Annotated in this window: 21 protein-coding genes, 1 pseudogene and 1 riboswitch; of the genes and pseudogenes, 10 read left to right on the top strand and 12 right to left on the bottom strand. The window is 39.7% G+C overall.

What is annotated here, in order from left to right:
* The first annotated feature begins 68 nt into the window (after positions 1-68).
* The 10 genes and pseudogenes from ureA (at position 69) to M2419_RS02575 (ending at position 7818) form a co-directional block, all read left to right on the top strand.
* Complete coding sequence (gene ureA, locus M2419_RS02620; RefSeq protein WP_075993440.1) at positions 69-371, top strand: urease subunit gamma; 303 nt, start codon at positions 69-71, stop codon at positions 369-371.
* Between the two features lie 17 nt (positions 372-388).
* A pseudogene (gene ureB, locus M2419_RS02615) lies at positions 389-694 on the top strand (urease subunit beta); the annotation flags it as partial.
* A gap of 65 nt (positions 695-759) precedes the next feature.
* Positions 760-2481, top strand: coding sequence for an urease subunit alpha (gene ureC / locus M2419_RS02610; protein ID WP_070567879.1), 1722 nt, complete (start codon positions 760-762; stop codon positions 2479-2481).
* 158 nt (positions 2482-2639) lie between these two features.
* A complete protein-coding gene (locus tag M2419_RS02605; protein WP_153845820.1) occupies positions 2640-3227 on the top strand; it encodes a hypothetical protein in 588 nt (195 codons plus the stop codon).
* 3 nt (positions 3228-3230) lie between these two features.
* Positions 3231-3773 carry an urease accessory protein UreE gene (locus M2419_RS02600; protein ID WP_153845821.1) on the top strand — a complete coding sequence of 181 codons (543 nt, stop codon included), beginning with the start codon at positions 3231-3233 and terminating at the stop codon, positions 3771-3773.
* Between the two features lie 169 nt (positions 3774-3942).
* Positions 3943-4632 (top strand): urease accessory protein UreF, encoded by a 690-nt coding sequence (locus M2419_RS02595; protein WP_153845822.1) that lies wholly within the window; start codon positions 3943-3945, stop codon positions 4630-4632.
* Positions 4633-4644: 12 nt separating this feature from the next.
* The gene (ureG, locus tag M2419_RS02590) at positions 4645-5283 is read left to right on the top strand and encodes an urease accessory protein UreG (protein WP_112376090.1); all 639 of its coding nucleotides are present in this window, start codon (positions 4645-4647) and stop codon (positions 5281-5283) included.
* 2 nt (positions 5284-5285) lie between these two features.
* A complete protein-coding gene (locus tag M2419_RS02585) occupies positions 5286-6083 on the top strand; it encodes an urease accessory protein UreD (RefSeq protein ID WP_075993435.1) in 798 nt (265 codons plus the stop codon).
* A gap of 10 nt (positions 6084-6093) precedes the next feature.
* A complete protein-coding gene (locus tag M2419_RS02580; RefSeq protein WP_153845823.1) occupies positions 6094-6984 on the top strand; it encodes an urea transporter in 891 nt (296 codons plus the stop codon).
* A 63-nt stretch (positions 6985-7047) separates the two neighbouring features.
* The gene (locus tag M2419_RS02575) at positions 7048-7818 is read left to right on the top strand and encodes a DUF2490 domain-containing protein (protein WP_182331196.1); all 771 of its coding nucleotides are present in this window, start codon (positions 7048-7050) and stop codon (positions 7816-7818) included.
* On the opposite strand, the gene M2419_RS02570 is transcribed toward M2419_RS02575, so the two are convergent.
* The 12 genes from M2419_RS02570 to M2419_RS02515 form a co-directional block, all read right to left on the bottom strand.
* The gene (locus M2419_RS02570; protein ID WP_182331197.1) at positions 7815-8702 is read right to left on the bottom strand and encodes an AraC family transcriptional regulator; all 888 of its coding nucleotides are present in this window, start codon (positions 8700-8702) and stop codon (positions 7815-7817) included. The genes M2419_RS02575 and M2419_RS02570 overlap by 4 nt on opposite strands.
* 149 nt (positions 8703-8851) lie before the next feature.
* The gene (locus tag M2419_RS02565; protein WP_182331198.1) at positions 8852-9430 is read right to left on the bottom strand and encodes a DUF1572 family protein; all 579 of its coding nucleotides are present in this window, start codon (positions 9428-9430) and stop codon (positions 8852-8854) included.
* A gap of 308 nt (positions 9431-9738) precedes the next feature.
* The gene (locus tag M2419_RS02560) at positions 9739-10482 is read right to left on the bottom strand and encodes a GIN domain-containing protein (protein ID WP_153845827.1); all 744 of its coding nucleotides are present in this window, start codon (positions 10480-10482) and stop codon (positions 9739-9741) included.
* 240 nt (positions 10483-10722) lie between these two features.
* Complete coding sequence (gene tenA, locus M2419_RS02555) at positions 10723-11379, bottom strand: thiaminase II (RefSeq protein ID WP_182331199.1); 657 nt, start codon at positions 11377-11379, stop codon at positions 10723-10725.
* The gene (thiD, locus tag M2419_RS02550) at positions 11366-12205 is read right to left on the bottom strand and encodes a bifunctional hydroxymethylpyrimidine kinase/phosphomethylpyrimidine kinase (protein ID WP_153845829.1); all 840 of its coding nucleotides are present in this window, start codon (positions 12203-12205) and stop codon (positions 11366-11368) included. The genes tenA and thiD overlap by 14 nt, the downstream gene beginning before the upstream one ends.
* Positions 12202-12834, bottom strand: a complete 633-nt coding sequence (thiE, locus tag M2419_RS02545; protein ID WP_153845830.1) for a thiamine phosphate synthase — start codon at positions 12832-12834, stop codon at positions 12202-12204. Before thiE ends, thiD begins: the two co-directional genes overlap by 4 nt.
* Positions 12824-13627, bottom strand: coding sequence for a hydroxyethylthiazole kinase (gene thiM / locus M2419_RS02540; protein ID WP_075993426.1), 804 nt, complete (start codon positions 13625-13627; stop codon positions 12824-12826). Before thiM ends, thiE begins: the two co-directional genes overlap by 11 nt.
* Before the next feature lie 82 nt (positions 13628-13709).
* A riboswitch (TPP riboswitch) is annotated at positions 13710-13802 on the bottom strand.
* A 63-nt stretch (positions 13803-13865) separates the two neighbouring features.
* Positions 13866-14708 (bottom strand): VanW family protein, encoded by an 843-nt coding sequence (locus tag M2419_RS02535; RefSeq protein ID WP_227550165.1) that lies wholly within the window; start codon positions 14706-14708, stop codon positions 13866-13868.
* A gap of 125 nt (positions 14709-14833) precedes the next feature.
* Positions 14834-16072, bottom strand: a complete 1239-nt coding sequence (locus M2419_RS02530; RefSeq protein WP_153845833.1) for a hypothetical protein — start codon at positions 16070-16072, stop codon at positions 14834-14836.
* 45 nt (positions 16073-16117) lie between these two features.
* A complete protein-coding gene (locus M2419_RS02525) occupies positions 16118-16861 on the bottom strand; it encodes a dienelactone hydrolase family protein (protein ID WP_153845834.1) in 744 nt (247 codons plus the stop codon).
* A gap of 118 nt (positions 16862-16979) precedes the next feature.
* On the bottom strand, positions 16980-17825 hold the full coding sequence (locus M2419_RS02520) for an NAD(P)-dependent oxidoreductase (RefSeq protein ID WP_153845835.1): 846 nt from the start codon (positions 17823-17825) through the stop codon (positions 16980-16982).
* Between the two features lie 60 nt (positions 17826-17885).
* Positions 17886-18515, bottom strand: a complete 630-nt coding sequence (locus M2419_RS02515; protein ID WP_075993423.1) for a Crp/Fnr family transcriptional regulator — start codon at positions 18513-18515, stop codon at positions 17886-17888.
* Between the last annotated feature and the right edge of the window lie 384 nt (positions 18516-18899).

Genomic DNA, 18899 nt, shown 5'->3' with positions numbered 1-18899 from the left:
CCTTGTCGTGACCTGTACTCACCGTGACTTGTTTTAATTCGAATAACAACAATTTAAATAATATTTATATGCATTTATTACCTAGAGAGACAGAGAAGCTATTGCTTCATCTTGCCGGCGAACTAGCGAAAAAACGTAAAGCTAGAGGACTTAAATTAAACTATCCGGAGTCTATTGCATTGATCAGTAGTGAACTTTTGGAAGCTGCTCGTGACGGACGTACTGTTGCTGATTTAATGCAGTATGGTGCAACGTTGTTGACACGTGAAGATGTCATGGAAGGTGTGCCTGAAATGATTCATGATGTACAGATTGAAGCTACATTTCCAGATGGTACAAAACTGGTTACTGTTCATAACCCGATTCGCTAATTGTTAAAATATAATCTATGATCCCAGGAGAATTTTTTATTGCAGATGGCTATGTTATCTGTAATGAAGGTAGAGAAGTTACAACTATCACTGTGACAAATACAGGTGATAGACCAATTCAGGTAGGTTCACATTTTCATTTCTTTGAGGTGAACAAAATGATGGAGTTTGATCGTGAAAAGGCATTTGGCAAACGGTTGAATATTATCGCCAGTACAGCGGTTCGTTTTGAGCCAGGTGAATCAAAAGACGTCGAATTGGTTCCGTATGCGGGTGCAAGAAGGATCTATGGCCACAATGATTTGGCAAATGGAGATACCGAAACCGAAGTTGCGAAAGCAAATGCAATGAAAAAAGTAAAAGAACAAGGCTTTAAAAACAAAGTATCATGAGTTTAAAAGTTAGCAAATTAAATTATAGCGCCATCTTTGGCCCTACAAGTGGAGATAAAATCCGTTTAGGAGATACAGATATCATTATTGAAGTCGAAAAAGACTACGCTTACTACGGCGATGAAGCCAAATTTGGCGGTGGTAAGACTGTCCGTGACGGGATGTGCCAATCCTCAGTTCATACACGTGATGAAGGTACATTGGATATGGTGATCACTGATGCGATCGTCATTGACCACTGGGGTATCGTGAAAGGTGATATTGGTATTAAGGATGGTAAAATTGTTGGTGTTGGTCGTGCTGGAAATCCGGATACAATGGACAATATTACACCAAATATGATTATCGGTGCTTCTACGGAGGTACATGGTGGATCAGGATATATCTTAACTCCAGGTGGTATTGATACCCATATTCACTATATCAGCCCAACACAAGTTGAAACGGCCTTGTATAGCGGTGTTACAACAATGATTGGTGGTGGTACAGGTCCAGCGGATGGAACAAATGCAACTACAGTAACACCGGGTAAATGGAATTTACGCCGCATGTTGCAAGCTGTTGAAGACCTTCCAATGAACTTCGGTTTCTTTGGTAAAGGAAACGTAGGTACTGAACAACCTATTGTGGAGCAAATTGAAGCAGGCGCGTTAGGCGTTAAAATCCACGAAGATTGGGGTGCTACACCAGCAACAATCGACAGAGCTTTGACTGTCGCAGATCAATACGATGTGCAAGTTGCAATCCATACAGATACCTTGAATGAAGCGGGTTTCCTAGAAGATACTATTCAAGCTATCAATGGACGTGTCATCCATACATTCCATACAGAGGGTGCTGGTGGTGGTCACGCTCCAGATATCATCAAATCGGCGATGTATCCAAATGTTTTGCCAGCATCGACAAATCCGACACGTCCATTCACTAAAAATACGATTGACGAGCATTTGGATATGCTGATGGTTTGTCACCACTTGAGTAAAGAAATTCCGGAAGACGTAGCTTTTGCTGACTCTCGTATCCGTCCAGAAACGATTGCTGCTGAGGATGTACTGCAAGATCGTGGTGTATTCAGTATCATGAGCTCGGATTCGCAGGCAATGGGACGTGTAGGTGAAGTCATCACACGGACTTGGCAGACTGCAGACAAAATGAAGAAACAAGTAGGCCCATTACCTGAAGACGAAGGCAAGGACAACGATAATTTCCGTGCACGCCGCTATGTAGCGAAATACACGATCAATCCAGCAATTGCTCATGGTATTTCCAAATATGTTGGTTCAATCGAGCCCGGTAAAATTGCCGATATGGTGATCTGGCGTCCTGCTTTATTTGGAGCAAAACCAGAAATGATTATTAAGGGCGGGATGATTATCGCTTCAAAAATGGGTGATGCGAATGCTTCTATTCCTACACCACAGCCAATTATTTTAAGAACAATGTTCGGTGGTTTAGGTAAAGCTGTTCACCAAACTTGTTTTGACTTTGTCTCTAAAATTTCATTGGAAAAAGGAATTAAAGAAGAGTATAAATTGGAAAGAACCTTACTTGCTGTAGAAAATTGTCGGAATATCTCCAAAAAAGATATGATCCACAATGATGCTACACCTGAAATTATCGTCAACCCAGAGAATTATGAGGTAAGTCTTGACGGTGAGATTCTGCGATCAAAACCGGTTGATACAGTTTCGTTGGGACAACGATACTTCTTGTTTTAACCCTATACTACTTTTTTATGGCGTGATCCGATATCACGCCATAAACTATGAAAAACAATATGTTGATGAAATCATCATGGGCTTATCAAAAGCGCATAAAGAGAGGGAATAATGACTGCTCATGATGCTTCATTACTGCTAAAATACAATTTACGCTAATGAAAAATTTGAAGACATTTTTAGGCTGTTGTATAGCAATAGCATGCTTTACGATACAATCGGCCTATGCGCAAAAGGGGGGTATCATGGTTTATGGGTCACTGAATTACCACGAAACAACAGCGGGGCATCAATTTAGTGCCGCTCCGGTGGGTGCTGCCTATTTTTTCACCGACAACATGAATGCGGGGCTAAACTATGGATTCAATTCTGCTAAGGATAAAGCACTGGATTTTACAGATCATTCGCATGAAATAGGACCTTTCTATAGTAATACTTGGCCCCTTAGTGAGCATTTCATGTTAATTGGCCAGGTTGATGTGCATTATTTGTGGGGCGATCAACATGTCGCGACCGGTGGTACTATGGTCGATGGTAAATACAATGGGTATCTATTCAGGGTGTACCCGCTTGTGGGTATCGCCTTGGGAAAAGGTTGGGCATTAAAAGCTAAAGTGGCAGAATTGTCTTATAAAAAGAAAAATAGTAAAGATGCCGCTATTCCCAGTGATCACGAAGTTATTACGGGAATCAATGGGTCTACAGTAGGTTTAGGCTTATCTAAAAATCTATTTATTAAAAATTAAAAAATGATAATCACGGAAATCACAAGGAATATTCAGGGTGAGCAGATCAATAAGCGTCTTGATTCGCTAGCTATTGAATGGTATGAGTCGACCAAACGTATTCAACGTTTACGTACAGCGGAGGGAATGGATATTGCCGTCAAATTGTTGGGTAATACATCCAGTTTGCAGGATGGCGATATCTTGTACGAAGATGAAGAGAAAATTGTTGTGGTAACGATCAAACCTTGTGAAGTCATCCGTGTCATGGCAATTGATTTCCTTCGAACCGCTTTTGTAAGTAGTGAAATTGGAAACAAACATTTGCCTCTATTTGTGGAGGCAAATGAATTGCTTATGCCTTATGAAAGGTCAATGTACGAGTGGTTAGCGAAACAGGGGTTTGACCCGCAACGTTGCGAGCGCCAACTTTTACGTCAGTTCAATGCAAATGTCGACCCAAAACATCATCAGAAGATGAAGTTTTCGACGAAGAATATACCGCTCATAATCAACGATAAAGCCTTCATGAATTCGCAAGCGCCAGCAGCTATGAACGAAGATTGAAGATCCTTTCTGTCCAATAATCGAGCGTAGCGGGCTCATTGATGCCTTAATGGGAATAATTGGGATCAAAGGAAAAACTTGGTCAGCTTGAATGCCCAATGATAGAGAAGATTACGCAAGGGTCTGATTGGTCCTTGAAGATATATACTTACAATAAAAAATAATGTCAATGAAAAATACATTTCTAGGCAAGTTACTTCATCTAGCAGATCCTACATTGCCAATTGGTGGGTTTACCCATTCAAATGGACTGGAAACCTATGTGCAACAGGGCTTAGTCTATGATAAGGCCACGGCGGACAAATACGTGCGTCATAACCTCTGGTATAATCTGAAGTACAATGATGCTGCTTTGATGAAACTGGCCTATGATGCAACTTCTTCGCAGGACATGGATGCGTTGATCGCCCTAGATCAAGAATGTACAGCATTAAAAAGTCCAAGAGAAATTCGCGATGCTAGTAAAAAACTGGGCGTGCGTATTTATAAAATATTCAGTCGGTATCAACAGCAGGATTTTATGCTGTCCTGGGGTGAATTAATCCAAAAGAAGGAAGTAGATAGTCATTACTGTTTGATGTATGGCATGTTGGCGTCACTTTTGGAAATTCCTTTGGAAGAAGCGTTACACGGCTTTTATTATAATGCCGCTATTACGATGGTGACCAATGCTGTTAAACTTGTGCCATTAGGGCAATTGGATGGCCAAGATATACTTTTTGGTTTACATGACGATATACTTGATCTCTGCAAGGAGACCTTAGCAGTTGAACGGAATTTAGTGGGCTTATGCAACATTGGATTTGACATCCGTTGCATGCAACACGAACGATTATATTCTAGAGTTTATATTTCTTAAAAAACAATTACAATGGAAAACAGAAAATATGTTAAAATAGGGGTTGGTGGTCCTGTAGGATCTGGTAAAACAGCATTATTGGAAAGATTGAGCAGGCGTTTGATGAATGAAATTGATCTTGCAGTAATTACGAATGATATCTATACCAAGGAAGATGCGGAATATATGGCCAAAAATAGTTTGCTGCCCCGTGAACGGATTATCGGTGTAGAAACGGGCGGTTGCCCACATACGGCGATACGGGAAGATGCGAGTATGAACTTGGAAGCTGTGGAGGAACTGGCAAGCCGCTTTCCGGATTTAGAGTTGATTTTGATTGAAAGTGGTGGTGATAACCTGACTTCTACCTATAGCCCGGATCTCGCCGATATCACCATTTTCGTAATTGATGTTGCCGAAGGTGAAAAAATGCCTCGTAAAGGTGGTCCGGCAATTACAAGATCAGATCTTCTATTGATCAATAAGAAAGATTTGGCACCCTATGTAGGCGCAAGCTTAGAAGTAATGGAGCATGATGCACGTAAAATGCGTAAAGGTTCTCCATTCTTGTTTTCAAATCTAAAAACTGGAGATGGTTTGGAAGAGATTGTAGGCTGGATTAAAAAATACGCACTCCTTCAAGATATTGAGGAACCTAATTTACTACGTTAACTATGATCTGTTCTTTAGATATTAAAATAGCACATCGCGAGGGAAAATCCTTTTTAAAAGATGCATATGCGACACAACCGTTTCGTATCGTTCCAGTTGGACAATATCAAAAAGACAACGCAGCGTACTTGATGATTATGAGTTCATCGCCTGGTTTGTTGGATGGAGATGACCATCGTATTCAAGTTGATATTGCTCCGGGGGCTAAGTTGCAGTTACAAACGCAAGCTTACCAGCGTTTGTTTCATATGAAAGGCCATTCTTCCCAAACTATGGAAGTGAATATTGGTGAAAATGCTGTTTTTTCTTATGTGCCCCATCCTGTAGTACCACAACATTCGTCTCATTTTTTGAGCCATAACATTGTACATCTTGCCTCTAATTGTCACTTATTGCTTAGTGAAATCGTGACTTGTGGTCGGAAAATGTCTGGTGAAGAGTTTATGTACAATCACTTTCAAAATCTGACAGAATGTTATGTCAATGGTAGGCTTGTTGTGAAAGATAATGTATTGCTGCAGCCAGATCGTATGCCTATACAAGGTTTGGGTATTTTGGAAGGCTATACGCACCAGGGGACTTTGATCTACCTTAATAGTGCCGGCTTGAATCCAAGTGACTGGATCGAGACTTTCCATGAACAATACGGAGAAACCAAAGACGTCGCGTTTGGTATTAGTGAATTGCAACATGACGGTTTTATGGTTCGCGTTTTAGGTTACGGTGCCGAACAGCTTTATCTTCTTTTTAAAGAAATGCAGAGCGCATTATGGGACAACATATTTTTGAATAACAACTAATTATATTCCAATGAAAAATAACATCCTAGCTTTTATAAAAGCTTTTTTTAAAGGATTTGGGCAAATTATGTTACAGGGTAACATTTGGACGGGTATTTTATTTATAGGCGCCATTATTTATGATTCGGCACTAATGGGCTTTGCGGGAATCCTCGCCAATATCGTTGGGGTATTGACTGCCAAGTTGATGAAATTTGATGAGGATCATATCAATGATGGACTCTTCGGATTTAATGCTACGCTTTATGGTATAGCTTTGGTTTTCTATTTTCAGACAAACGTCTGGGTATGGGGAGCTTTAATCGTAGGATCTGCGTTGACCACCATCTTGATGGGGTTTGCATTAAAGAAGAATCTGCCCGTATTTACATTTCCTTTTATTTTAATTACCTGGATCGCATTGTATGTGTTGAGTATTCCAGAATTGGCCTTAAGGACGGTACCCGAGCATTTTGTTGATATTCAGGAAATGGATGACTTCTTAATTGAAGGCCATGCCTTTGGTCAGGTTATTTTTCAGGGTAGTTTAATTGCTGGATTGATCTTTTTCATCGGGGTTTTCCTGAGCAATCCCATGGGAGCACTTTACGGTTTCGCTGCTGTTATCATCAGTGTTTATATTTCCCACCATGGCCATGAATCTGCAGACATGACCAATAATGGCATCTTTAGCTTCAATGCAGTTTTGGTTGGAATCGCCTTGAGCGGCCCACGTGTTCGTGATGGCGTATATGTATTAATTGCTGTAATTATCGCCACATATTTTGATCACTTTTTGATTCATCACGGCTGGACAACATTGACTTTCCCATTTGTTTTTGCGATGTGGGCGATGCAACCGGTCAAACTTATTGATAAATGGTTGGTGAATAAATTTTCATCAGCCGAAGGGACTTCCTAGTCCTTTTTGTGAACTAAAATTTTATCTATGTTTAAATTTCGTTTAATAAAACTATTCCCAATAATGCTATTATTGGGAATTCATGTAAATACTGCCTACGCGCAAGTCAGTCCGCCGGGATTAGGAAAAGCAAGGACCGCATCTTGGTCCGTTCTAGGCTTACGCCGCAAACTAGATAGTGCGGGAACCAAAGAGGCACTAACCTACATCGGTTTGGGAACTAAAAGTACGCCCGACGATTCAAATCCATTTCATAAGCAGGCCATTTGGGTGTTAAACCATGAGGTCTATCATAAATTTGCCAAGAATCAACAATATAGCTATGCATTGAGCTATCGTCGCCAAAACGTTTATGATGAGGCGGCACCCTACCATAATGAAGGTGTCGAGCAAGAATTTAGGTTATATGGACGATATGCGTATACATTTACCCTGAATGATCGTTTGAAATGGAAAAATACGTTAAGGCAAGAGTTTCGAAAGTTCTTTACAGCTGATTTTCAGAAAGCCGAAGAGAATTTTCAATTTAGGACCCGCTTGAAGTCGCAGCTAAATTTTAAAATTTCGGCTAAAAATAAGCAAGAATTGGCTTTGAGCGCAGAAGGGCTTTTTGCAATAAGTAAGCTCTACGAACCTGTTAGTACATGGTCTAGCTTTGCTTATAAAGAGACCCGTCTGGGTTTCTATTACATGACAGATATTCCAAAAACACCTTTGCGATTGGATCTGGGTTATATGAACGACTTAATTAAAGGCTATGACAAAGTAGATTTTGGGGTTCATTATTTAGCCGTAGATTTAATCTGGAATCTACCTTACAATAAAAAACATTAGTCCGCCATAAACTTATGTTTTCGATAGTCACTGGGTGAATACCCAGTGATTTTTTTGAATAGTCTAGTGAAATACGAGGGCGATTGAAATTTCAATTCGAAGGCTATACCGGCAATATCTCTCGTAGCATCCTGCAGCAGAATCTGGCTATGTAAAATACTTATTTCGCTAATCCATTGCTTCGGTGGTTTATTCGTCGCTTCTTTAACACATTTATTGAGGTAGTTTTCAGAGATATGCAATAAATTGGCATAGAATAATACGTTTTTATGATCGATATGGAATTTTTGTACATATTCGCGAAAACGGAAAGCAATATCTAGCTGTCGGCTCATCGGGGCCTTTGTTTCAATATCCGATTTTATCACCTTTAATAAGATACACTGTATCATTGCAATGCAGACTTCCATCACACGGCCCTCAGTAAAAAGTTCTTCTTCCAATAATATCAACATTTGCTGGATCCAATGCGCTACATGTACTTTTAGTGTGGTAAATGGATGGGAATTGAAAAATTTGATATCGTTTATACCGAGTTCAATATCAGTCACAATTTCATTTTCATAGACCACAAAAAAACCTTCTACATCATCAGAAATTGCCAGCGTGGCCGTGATATTGCCTTGTTTGATATTAATGACTTGATTTTCAGTTAATGTATAAGATGCGCTTTCGAGATGTTGGGTCAGGGATCCCTTCGTTACAAAAATGAGAAAATTAAACGTTGTACGATAGGGGATGACAGGCATCAGGATACTGCGTAGGTAATTTTCAATTCGATAGACTTGAATTTTATTCTCATTGAATAAATTGTGCTCAGAAACATCAGGTAGAAATAACTTTTTATACTCGTAATTGTTGATGATCTTAATCGAATTTTTCATAGTCTTAAAACAACGTACTTACCAATGAAATCAACTAAAAAAGAATAGTTGTATGTATGACAAATATACTTAAAATTTTGCGAAAAATAGGTTAAAATCCAATGCTTTCATTCAAGTAATTACTGTGCTAATGGAGTGTAAAAGCTTATTTAATACATATTCTCCTGATTCCCTTTTAGAAACTCGGAGGTGAAATGTTGTTGCTGTTTTTCGTGGCTGAATTTCTCCTTATTATAGGAAGCTGAATGACCTTTGGGTATCGATAAGGTGGACCATTTATCATCCAAACATATTTTTCCGATATAGAGAATCTGCCCGATGTGGTAAGGATAATGTGCGAGTTGCCGCAAGATCGCTTCCATGACAGTATGTCCTTGATTACGGATATAGATGATTTTAACGAGATCTTCTTCTCCGAGAGATTCAATTGCTTGAAATAGACAAGCCCATCCAGCATTCCAATAGGTAATAAGCTCATCGCGATCTGTCCAGCTGTTCTCAAATTCCTGATCCCGGTTCCTATTTTCTTTTTCACCATCTGTGCTGAGAAAATCCGTCCAACGGGAAAGCATATTTCCGCCTAAATGTTTTACAATTAATGCAATGCTATTGCTTGAATCATTTGGATGCCAAAAGAGTTGTTCAGTGCTTAGTTGTGTAAATGTTTTATCACCCAATGATTTATAATATTGAAATTGCTTTATACAAGTCGCTAAAAAATTATCCATTACGCCGAAAGTTTGTCATTTATATGAATATTAATATACAAAAAATGTCGTGAAACCGAGACCTAAAATAGTTTTTGTTGAGTAGAAATCTGGTGTTGCTATCGATCTCACTAATTTCCTGATACTGCTTTTTGAGGTGATTAATGTGTAAATTTAGAAGGAGAAGGAGAAGGAGAAGGAGAAGGAGAAGGAGAAGTGTGAGCAAAAAGGGGGATAAAAGCAAAGGTGATACTGGGGTATGTATCACCTTTAAGCTAACTAAACATTAAACATAAACAAACAGTCTTTATTAAAGACCATACTAAAAATTATAGTACTACTCTGCCGCTAGTTGATTTGTCAACTTGGACATTTTTTGGTTGATTTTTTAACGCAATTCTTGCAGATGTAGAAACCTTTCCCTGTAAGTTTTCTTTCACGCTGAGCGTTACATTTGCAGATGAATTCGCTTGTATTTGGGCATTTGTCGTTGAGAAACGGCTCATATCAACCGATGCCGATGAGTTGGTGTTCAAATTTAAATTTGAAGCACTTCCTGAAATGTCTTGGCTGGACGAACTACTTGCAGATACCTGCAAATTTTTACTGCTCACATCCGTTGTTAAACTACTGGAAGAACTGGTTGAAAGGCTTATATCATCCGCAATTAATTTTTTAAGAGATATGCTTGCTGAAGAAGATACGTCAACAGAAATTTTATCGGCCTTAATAGTTTCATCGGTATGAATTGAACTGCTAGAAGATGCTGAGAAACGTGTTGGTATCTTACTTGAATAAACAATTACACGATTGTTTCTCGCATTTCTAATTTGCGTATTTCTTTTATACTGTACGTACAGTGTACCGTTTTTTACGGTCGTTTCGATAAGGGATAAATGTTCAGGGTTGTTTGCTTCAACAACAACTTCATTTCGATTTGAATGAATGTAATCCACACGTAGTGAAGTTGCAGATGAAATGCCGTCTGGAGCAGTGATCTTGCGCGTTTCGCGTTCTTGTGCCTGAGCTACATATAAAAATGAAATAAAGGCAATGGTTAAGATTCTTTTCATTATTTTCTGTTATTAGTTTAAATTTATTGTTACTGAAAGTTTCATTTTAATTTCCCTTTTTATCGTTTCTTATGTGCTTATGCACAGGCTCTATTGTTAACTGCCACCTATAGTATAATAGTAGTGCCAAAACTTTAAATCCGTTTAAAATACTCATTAACACTAGTTTTGTTCCTGAGTGCTATTTTCGTTAATGCTCATTTTTGAACATCAACTGTTCGGTATCGGACAATAGTTTGTTTACCATACCCTTCGTTTGTAGGCTGCTAACCAGAATTGATACTCTAATTGGGAAGCTGTTATAAATACTTGTCGCATCTTCTCCCGTTTTGTTGCAGTAGTTTCTGCTGCAATTTTGTCAACGTAGTTTTTCGCCTTGATAACGCCCTGTGCAAAATCCTCACCGCTATAGGTTTCTATCCATTTGGAATAGGGATTTCCCTGTGTATTTGCTGTCGATACAATGTGATCTCCGACCTCCTTATAAATCCAAAAACAGGGGAGTGTTGCCGCCATAGCGACCTCAACGCACTCGAAAGCGGCTACGCTTTTAAGAAAATGGACATAATGATGGCAGGTTGGTTCGATTTTGTTGCTCTTGTCGGCAGGACTTAAACCAAATTCCCGAAAGTAATTTTCGTGTAGTGCCCGTTCAACAAGAAGCGCATTGCGACCAAATTCGAAATAGTCCAATGCTTGTTGGTTATCCGCGCTTTTTGCACCTATAAAGGCAAGCACACGGCCAAATTCTTCTAAATAGAAAGCATCCTGCTGCATATAAAATTGAAATTTATCCAGGGGAAGACTACCATCACTAAGCTGAACAATAAATGGCATAGTAAGTATATCAGAATAAATAGCTGTTATGGATTCCCAGGCATGATCAGTCCAGTTCATATTGAATAAGTTTAATCGGATTGTGGAAGTGATTTAATGGCCCATTTCCTTTGCCAATGACGAGATCTTTGCTACCAGCTATTGCTGCGTGTATATAGGTCAATGCGAAGTCTACCGCGCTATCGAGACCAACGCCTTGTGCCAAATGGCTCGCAATTGCTGAAGAAAGCGAACAACCGGAACCATGTGTATTTTTGCTGTTAATTTTTTGTGATTTGAATTCAATTGGTGGATTCTTGTGCTGGAACAACAGGGATGTTAACTCTTGGCTTTGGAGATGCCCGCCTTTAATCAAAACGGATTGACAACCTTTCGCCAGTAGGCTATTTCCCGCTTTTTTCATCCTCTCGACATTGTCAATAACTTCGCCTACTAAGACACTTACCTCATCTAGATTTGGTGTAATCAGCGTTGCTAAAGGAAAAAGAAGTTCTATGCAGGCCTGAATTGTATCATCGTGAATGAGCTTGTGCCCGCTGGTCGATACCATGACTGGATCAAAAACAATAGGTCCCTTATATTCTTTTAAATAGGCGCTAATAAGCTCCACAAGTTCAATATTGTGTACCATCCCTATTTTGATTGCATCGGGATAGATGTCGTCAAAAATAGCATCTAATTGGTCTCGGACAGCGTTCGTAGGAATTTCATAAATATTTCTTACACCTTGTGTATTCTGTACGGGTAGGGCAGTTAAGACATTCATGGCATAACATCCTAATGCAGATATCGTTTTGGTGTCTGCTTGTATACCTGCACCACCACTACCGTCGAAGCCTGCAATGCTGAGTACAGTGGGGACGCGGTATTTTTTATCTTTTGTCATTTTAATAGTTCTTTTAGTTGTGCACTGGCAGCTCTGGGATCTTGACTTTGGCATATGGCCGAAACGACTGCAATGGAGTCTGCACCTGCATTCCAGGTCTCTTCTGCAGTTTGTAAGTTCATCCTTCCGATTGCGATCAATGGTTTTTCCGTCCTACTCCGAAGTTGTTTTAAACCCGCAATTCCCCATTCAGTAACCGTATCCACCTTTGTTTTCGTTGAAAAAATGGGACTTACACCAAGGTGGTCAACGGCGTACATTTGTTGACTTTCCAGTTGTTGCATGTCTTCTATTGACCAGCCAATAGTTAATTTATCGCCATATTTTTCACGAATAGCGAGCGGCTGGAAATCATTTTGACCCACATGTACTCCCCATGCCTCGATTTGGGCAGCGATTGCTACGGCATCATTGATCACGAGCGGAATACCATAATGATCGGTCAGTTTTTTTAAACGGATGGCTTTATCCAAAAATGTGGCCGGATCGTCAGCTTTTTCGCGCAATTGTATAAGATCGACTCCACCAATAATGGCTTCTTCGGCAACATTGAGCCAATTTTGAGGATAACAGTCCCGCTCAGAAATTACCAAATATAAAGGGTAGGGAAAAAGCGGATTAATGCGCATAGCGTTTGATCTTGAGCTTCGATTTGAGACGTTCTGCATTGAGCTGATAGAGTTCATCGTAGAGATTCAATTGCAGGGTACCCGGGCCAGCTGCTGTTTGGGCAGCGAGTTCTCCCGCTAAGCTCAAAATGGATACACCGGCAACAGCTGCTTCAAAATATTGGTCTGTAACACCTAGAAATGCACCAATAAGCGCAGTAGCGCTACAGCCAAGTCCAGTTACCTGTGTCATTAAAGGGTTGCCATTAAAAACTTCAACCCGGTATTGCTGTGAAAGGATATAGTCTACTTCTCCAGAAATACAGATAATGGAGCCGGTTTGCTCTTGCAATAATTGGCCAAATCGGAGAGCATCTTTACTTGCTGTCGTGCTGTCGACTCCTTTTGTGTTCGGTTGGTTGAAGTTGTACAGCGTCATGATTTCTGATGCATTTCCACGAATAACCGTTGGTTTGAGATCCAGTAGATTGGATAATAAATCATTGCGGAATGCTGATATCCCAGCACCAACAGGATCAAGTACCCATGGCCGTCCAATGGTATTGGCATGTTCGGTAGCAACCAGCATAGCTTCGGCAGTATCTTCACTCAAGGTGCCGATATTAATGACAAGAGCTTGTGCAATATCGACAACCTCGCGTACTTCTAATGGACTGTGTACCATCACAGGGGACGCTCCTAAGGCCAAAAGTGCGTTGGCAGTATTGTTCATCACGACTAGGTTTGTGATGTTGTGTACAAGGGGTTTTTCAACCCTCAGCTGCTCTAATAAATTGATAATTGAATCTTCCATTCTTTTTACATATGCTAAGATGTACTGTGTGGCCTTGGAGGGAAGAAGAGCGATAGCCTGTGCAGTAAAGGAATATGCTGTACAGTGGATTTTTGCTTTTCCCTACGCCGGTATAAACCGAATCAGGTTCAAAGGGACTATCTCAATTCTATACAGAATACCCCCAAAGCCAGACCAAACTTAAACAAAAAAGAGGACTTTTCATATCCGTCATTTTTCGATCACTTAGCTTGTTGAATTAATCGGCCGTATTTTGATCGGCACTAATTTCAATATACGCAGTAGGAACATAGGTGACGCGGGCAAAATTTTTGGTCAAGAGCTCTGTCTCTAAAACTTTTCCACCCTGAAACTTTAAAAACTTCTCGCGCCAAATCTCATTTTTACGAAAGAACTGATTGTCTATTTTAAGAAATTGATGTTCTTTTTCAAAGACATGGTACGCAAAATCGAGTTCTTGATCAATTCTTAATTCGCCCTCTAAACATTTGTCTGTAAACCAGAGATTTATTTGAAAGGTGTAAGGCGTGTTGTTGGTGAATTGATAGTCGCGATAATTATAAAAGACGGTAGCTCCACTACCGAATGGCAAAACACGGCCATCGTCAGGAAAAGGGTCAAAAGAGTGGTGATAACGTTCATTGACGGTGAGTGGACTATGGATAACAAGCCAATGGATGAGGTTGGATATTTGACAGATTCCACCGCCAATACCCGCTCTTGCTTCACCAAAGGATAACTCCATGCCGGGCAGATATCCTTTTTTTACAGTGGGTAGTCCAACGAGTTTACAAAATGAAAAGGTTTCCTTCGGTCTGATCAGAATGTTATTAATCTGTGCTGCTGCAATTTTTAGGTTGGTAACTTTGTTAATCTGCAGTTGCATATTATTTTCGCCCAGTTTTTTTAATAAGACAGACTGATGCTTTTTAATACGAAAGGGAAGTTTTTCAGTTGATTTAGCTGTGCTGTATTTCTTATTATCAAATAGCCAAACGGCTTTGCGCTGCACTCTTCTCGCCCATACAGCAATAAAATAGAGTATGGGATGACGTTGACTGATCAGTTTTCTTTTTCTCAATTTGACGTTTATGTATCGCTATCAAAATTAGTGCAGAAATGTGTTTTTTGCCTAATTTCGTCGAATATTTTTTTATCAAAATCAAGAATCTTATTGTCTGAGCTTAGTGCAGTTTTTCAGTTCGTTTAGTTGGTTTTCTTTGCCTGTATGTATTTCGCTGTTAACTTTCCCTCCTTGTTATATATCAAGCTTTCGTAGGCACAGTTTCCGAGATCTTTTACAATAGATTTTTGTTGTAATACACCCTCATAATAAAACTCATCAATCGTTTCGTTGGCTCGGTACGATCGCTTGATTTCGGCTGTCAGTCGATCGCTTTGATCGAAGGTTTGGCGTAGTGAGTAGTCACTTGTTTCCGGACTATCATACTGATAGCGGACGCGACTTTCTCTTTGATCATTTCTACCCGAAATCTCTTCAGTAATTCGATTCTGTTGATCATAACTGTAAATGGTCCAGTCTCTCCGTTGATATACAAAATGAATGGATTCACTTTTTATAACCTGGAGTTTACTGTTCAAGTGATAAATCATCGCCGATTCAAATGTAGGATCGTAGGAAACAATGGCATTTGGGAGATACCGGTAAATTGTACTGCTGCTCCACTTACTATTGCGAAGGTACTGTATGGAGTCGATAAGTCCGAATTGATTATAGCATCTTTTGTTGTAATAATTATTTCCCCCGGAAAGATTGTTCGATGTGATCTCTTTGCCTTCTTCATATACAGTTGTCATAATTGCACCGGATTGCACCTCATTTTCGTCCGAAAACTGCTGCATTACATAAGTGCCGTCACATATATTCTTACGCTGACTGTAATAAAGAGTAAGAGCGGGATTTGCGATAATAGCCGCTGCATATTGCCCGGATGGAATAAATTTAACTTGTGCGATTGAGTCAAAGAAATGTGAGGTATTATATTGTGCCGAAGCTTTCTTTGACGCAATTTGTGTGCTGGTGTTTAATATCGGTTTGGCTGCTGCCAGATAGGTATTACTATCGTATATGATCTTGGGTTTGGCTAATCCATCAAACAAGATCATGGCATGACGTTGCTTCAATGACAATACGTCGATAGCCCATTGGTGATTTTTAACGATGAATGTGAGTTTTTTTGCATCGGTTTTTGTGACCAATAACTTTGTTGTGCTAAAAGGTACCTGTTTGAAAATCTCAGCAGCATTTTTTTCGTGTAGACGCATGATAAAATCGGTCGATTTATCGGACTCATTGGTGACAAACAATATTGCTTGCGAAGGGCTAGCTATTGTTAGCGATTTTACTGTTTGCGATGCTGCGCTCGGACTATATAACAGCAATATCAACAACTGAATGATAATCGGATAAATGTGCAGTTTCACGTTATAATTCATTTGGGTCGATATTGCTGTTGTTGACTTTGCTATTTAATTTAATACTTCTTTCAAAAATAATAAGGTGTGCTCCCAGGCACGTTTAGCCATTACGGGGTTATATTCGGGTGACTCGGGATTCGTAAATGTGTGTCCAGAATTTGCGTAAGTGATTATTTGCCAGTCTGCTTTTCCTTCATTTAATTCCTTGACCAACCCATCGTAATCTTCTTTTGATACACTTTTATCGGCTGCTGGGTGCTCAATGAGTACTTTTGTTTTGATTGAACTATTGGGTCTGTCGGCAGCTTTGGATAGGCCTCCATGGATACTGATCACTGCATTGACGGGGAAGCCGGCTCTCGTCGCTTCTAATGCTCCTGAACCTCCAAAACAATAGCCGATGATAGCAATTTTCGTCGGATCCGCACCCTCTTTTTTCAGTTGTTCCAATGCGAGCATTATGCGATGCTGATAAGCTTTATAGTCTGTCTTGTAGTGGCCGGCAATTTTCGAAGCTGCGGTGTTGTCCGAGGGAATATTTCCTTCACCGTAGATGTCAGCAATGAAAGCAATGTAACCTTCTTTTTCAAGAAGCAATGCAGCTTGTTTCGCTTCGTTGTCAATTCCCTTCCATGCCGGAAGAATTAAGACAGCAGGGCCTTTTTTTGCCCTATTGGCGGTTACCATGCCGTTGAGTTTTTGTTCACCATCCTGGTAAGAAACCTGTTTTAATTGTTGGGCCTGCGTAGTCATGGTGACCATAGTAAGCATCAATAGTGTCATAACTGTTTTCATCTGTAAAGAATTTGTTCCACTCATTATTTTGTGTGATCAGAAATGAACCTAATTTGGAGTCCATCTCAACTAAATATAATTTTCAATGTACATTTTTTTCACTGTCGCCAACCTGAAGCTACGACTTGATGGATTCAATGATACCAATAACATCGAGCTGTCCGAGACCTTGATCGTGTGCTTTCCCGTAGGTTTCGAGTAAGGTCTTGAGGAGGGGATATTCAGCACCGGCTTGTTGAGCCAGTCGAATATCTTTCAGCATAAGGTCTAGCGCGAATGCAGGACTGTAGTTTTCTTCCACCAATAATGGTGTTTTCACTTTTGTTGCCCCACTGCCACTGGCACTATCGTTGATGATTTCGAGCATATCGCTTCGTTGAATTCCCAGTTTATCTGAGAATAAGATCGTCTCCGCGAGACCTTGATAGATGGTGGAAAGGAAATAGTTGATCGCAAGTTTAGCGGCAATTCCCTGGCCATTTTCGCCGAGATGTTTGATCGATTTTCCCATCTGCTCGAGGTATGGTTGAGCGCGATGAAGGTCTTCGGGATCACCACCCACCATAATAATAAGCGTACCCTCAGTCGCTGGTTTGGTACTGCCGGCAACGGGAGCATCCATAAAAGCAGCGCCTTTTTCTTTTAGCTTAGTGGCTATTGAAATACAGCGTTCACGAGATATTGTACTCATATCGACAAACAATTTGCCCTTGATCTCCCTTTGGAGGATTTTTTCATATACTTCGCTGACTGCTTCATCATTGGTGAGCATGGAAAATATAATGTCGCTATGATCGACTAATTCACCTATATCTTCGCTGATAATTGATTGCTCTTCAAAGCCTGCTGCTTTAGCCTTGTTTCTATTGTAAACAGAAAGGGGGAATCCTGCTTTTTCTAGATTTTTAGCCATGGGGTATCCCATGTTTCCTAATCCTATAAATCCTATTTTTTCTATCTTCATCTAAAAATTACATTAATAGCTATCAAAATTTACGTATAGCTAAAGATACAAATGTTTTACTCATTCTACCAATACCCTAATCTCGTTGCGAAGCAGCACTATTTTATCTTCCTGTTCCAGTTTTTTTAAAATTCGGGAGACAACGACTCGGGATGTATTTAAATCGGAAGCGATATCCTGATGCGTAAGGGTGAGTATTCGGTCGTCATTCAGCTTCACTTTGGCTTTCAAATAGTTGATGATGCGTTCTTCCATATTGGAAAAAGCTAGACTATCAACAGCTTGTAACATTTCGTCCATACGGCTTGAATAGCTTGATATGATGAAATTTCGCCAGGAAGGGTATTTTCCCATCCAAAGGTTGACAAGCTCATTTGGAATCATGGCTACAGTCGTTGTTTTTTCTGCGAGCGCACGAATTTCACTTTTTTTATTCCCGAGGCAACAGGCTATTGACATTGTACAGGTTTGACCTTTTTCCAGATAGTAGAGCAACAATTCGCCTTTATCTTCATCCTCCCGGACAATTTTTATTGCCCCATCCAAGAGGAGAGGCATCGCCTTGATATATTGATTGGTATCAATGATGAGATCGCCTTCACGGAACGTTTTTATATGCGCGTTTTCCGCTATTTCAGCGATTAATTCCGGTTCAAGAATGCCTGTATAAGCTTGTTCTATGGATAACATATTTTTTAAATTAGTTAAAGTTAATTATTTATAGGCTTATTTCAGCTGTTGTGGGAAGAAAAAGAGGTAGGTGGAAACGACGGATTGAAAGAAATAATTTTTAGCACCTCATGAGGATAAGCTATAAAATCTTGTATGCAATTCAAAAAAATCGTAAAATTGATAAATTTTGATTTATTCAAAACAGACAAAATATTATTCTGATTATTTTTGGTGTTTTTTCATGAATAAGATGGATGTGTTGTATTTATTTTATGTATGCTGTATTTTTATTGCCTCTTTTTGCTGAAATTTGCTGTTTTTCTGTGGAAGATTAAAATTTATTCTTTCTATATAGAGATACTGCATCATATTGGTATTGTTAAAATTAGTTAAAAAGACAAT

Origin of the sequence: Sphingobacterium sp. BIGb0116 (assembly GCF_024808035.1) — a bacterium.
Taxonomy (GTDB): Bacteria; Bacteroidota; Bacteroidia; order Sphingobacteriales; family Sphingobacteriaceae; genus Sphingobacterium; species Sphingobacterium paramultivorum.
The sequence above is the reverse complement of the archived record's forward strand: the minus strand, read 5'-3'. Positions and strand labels throughout refer to the sequence as shown.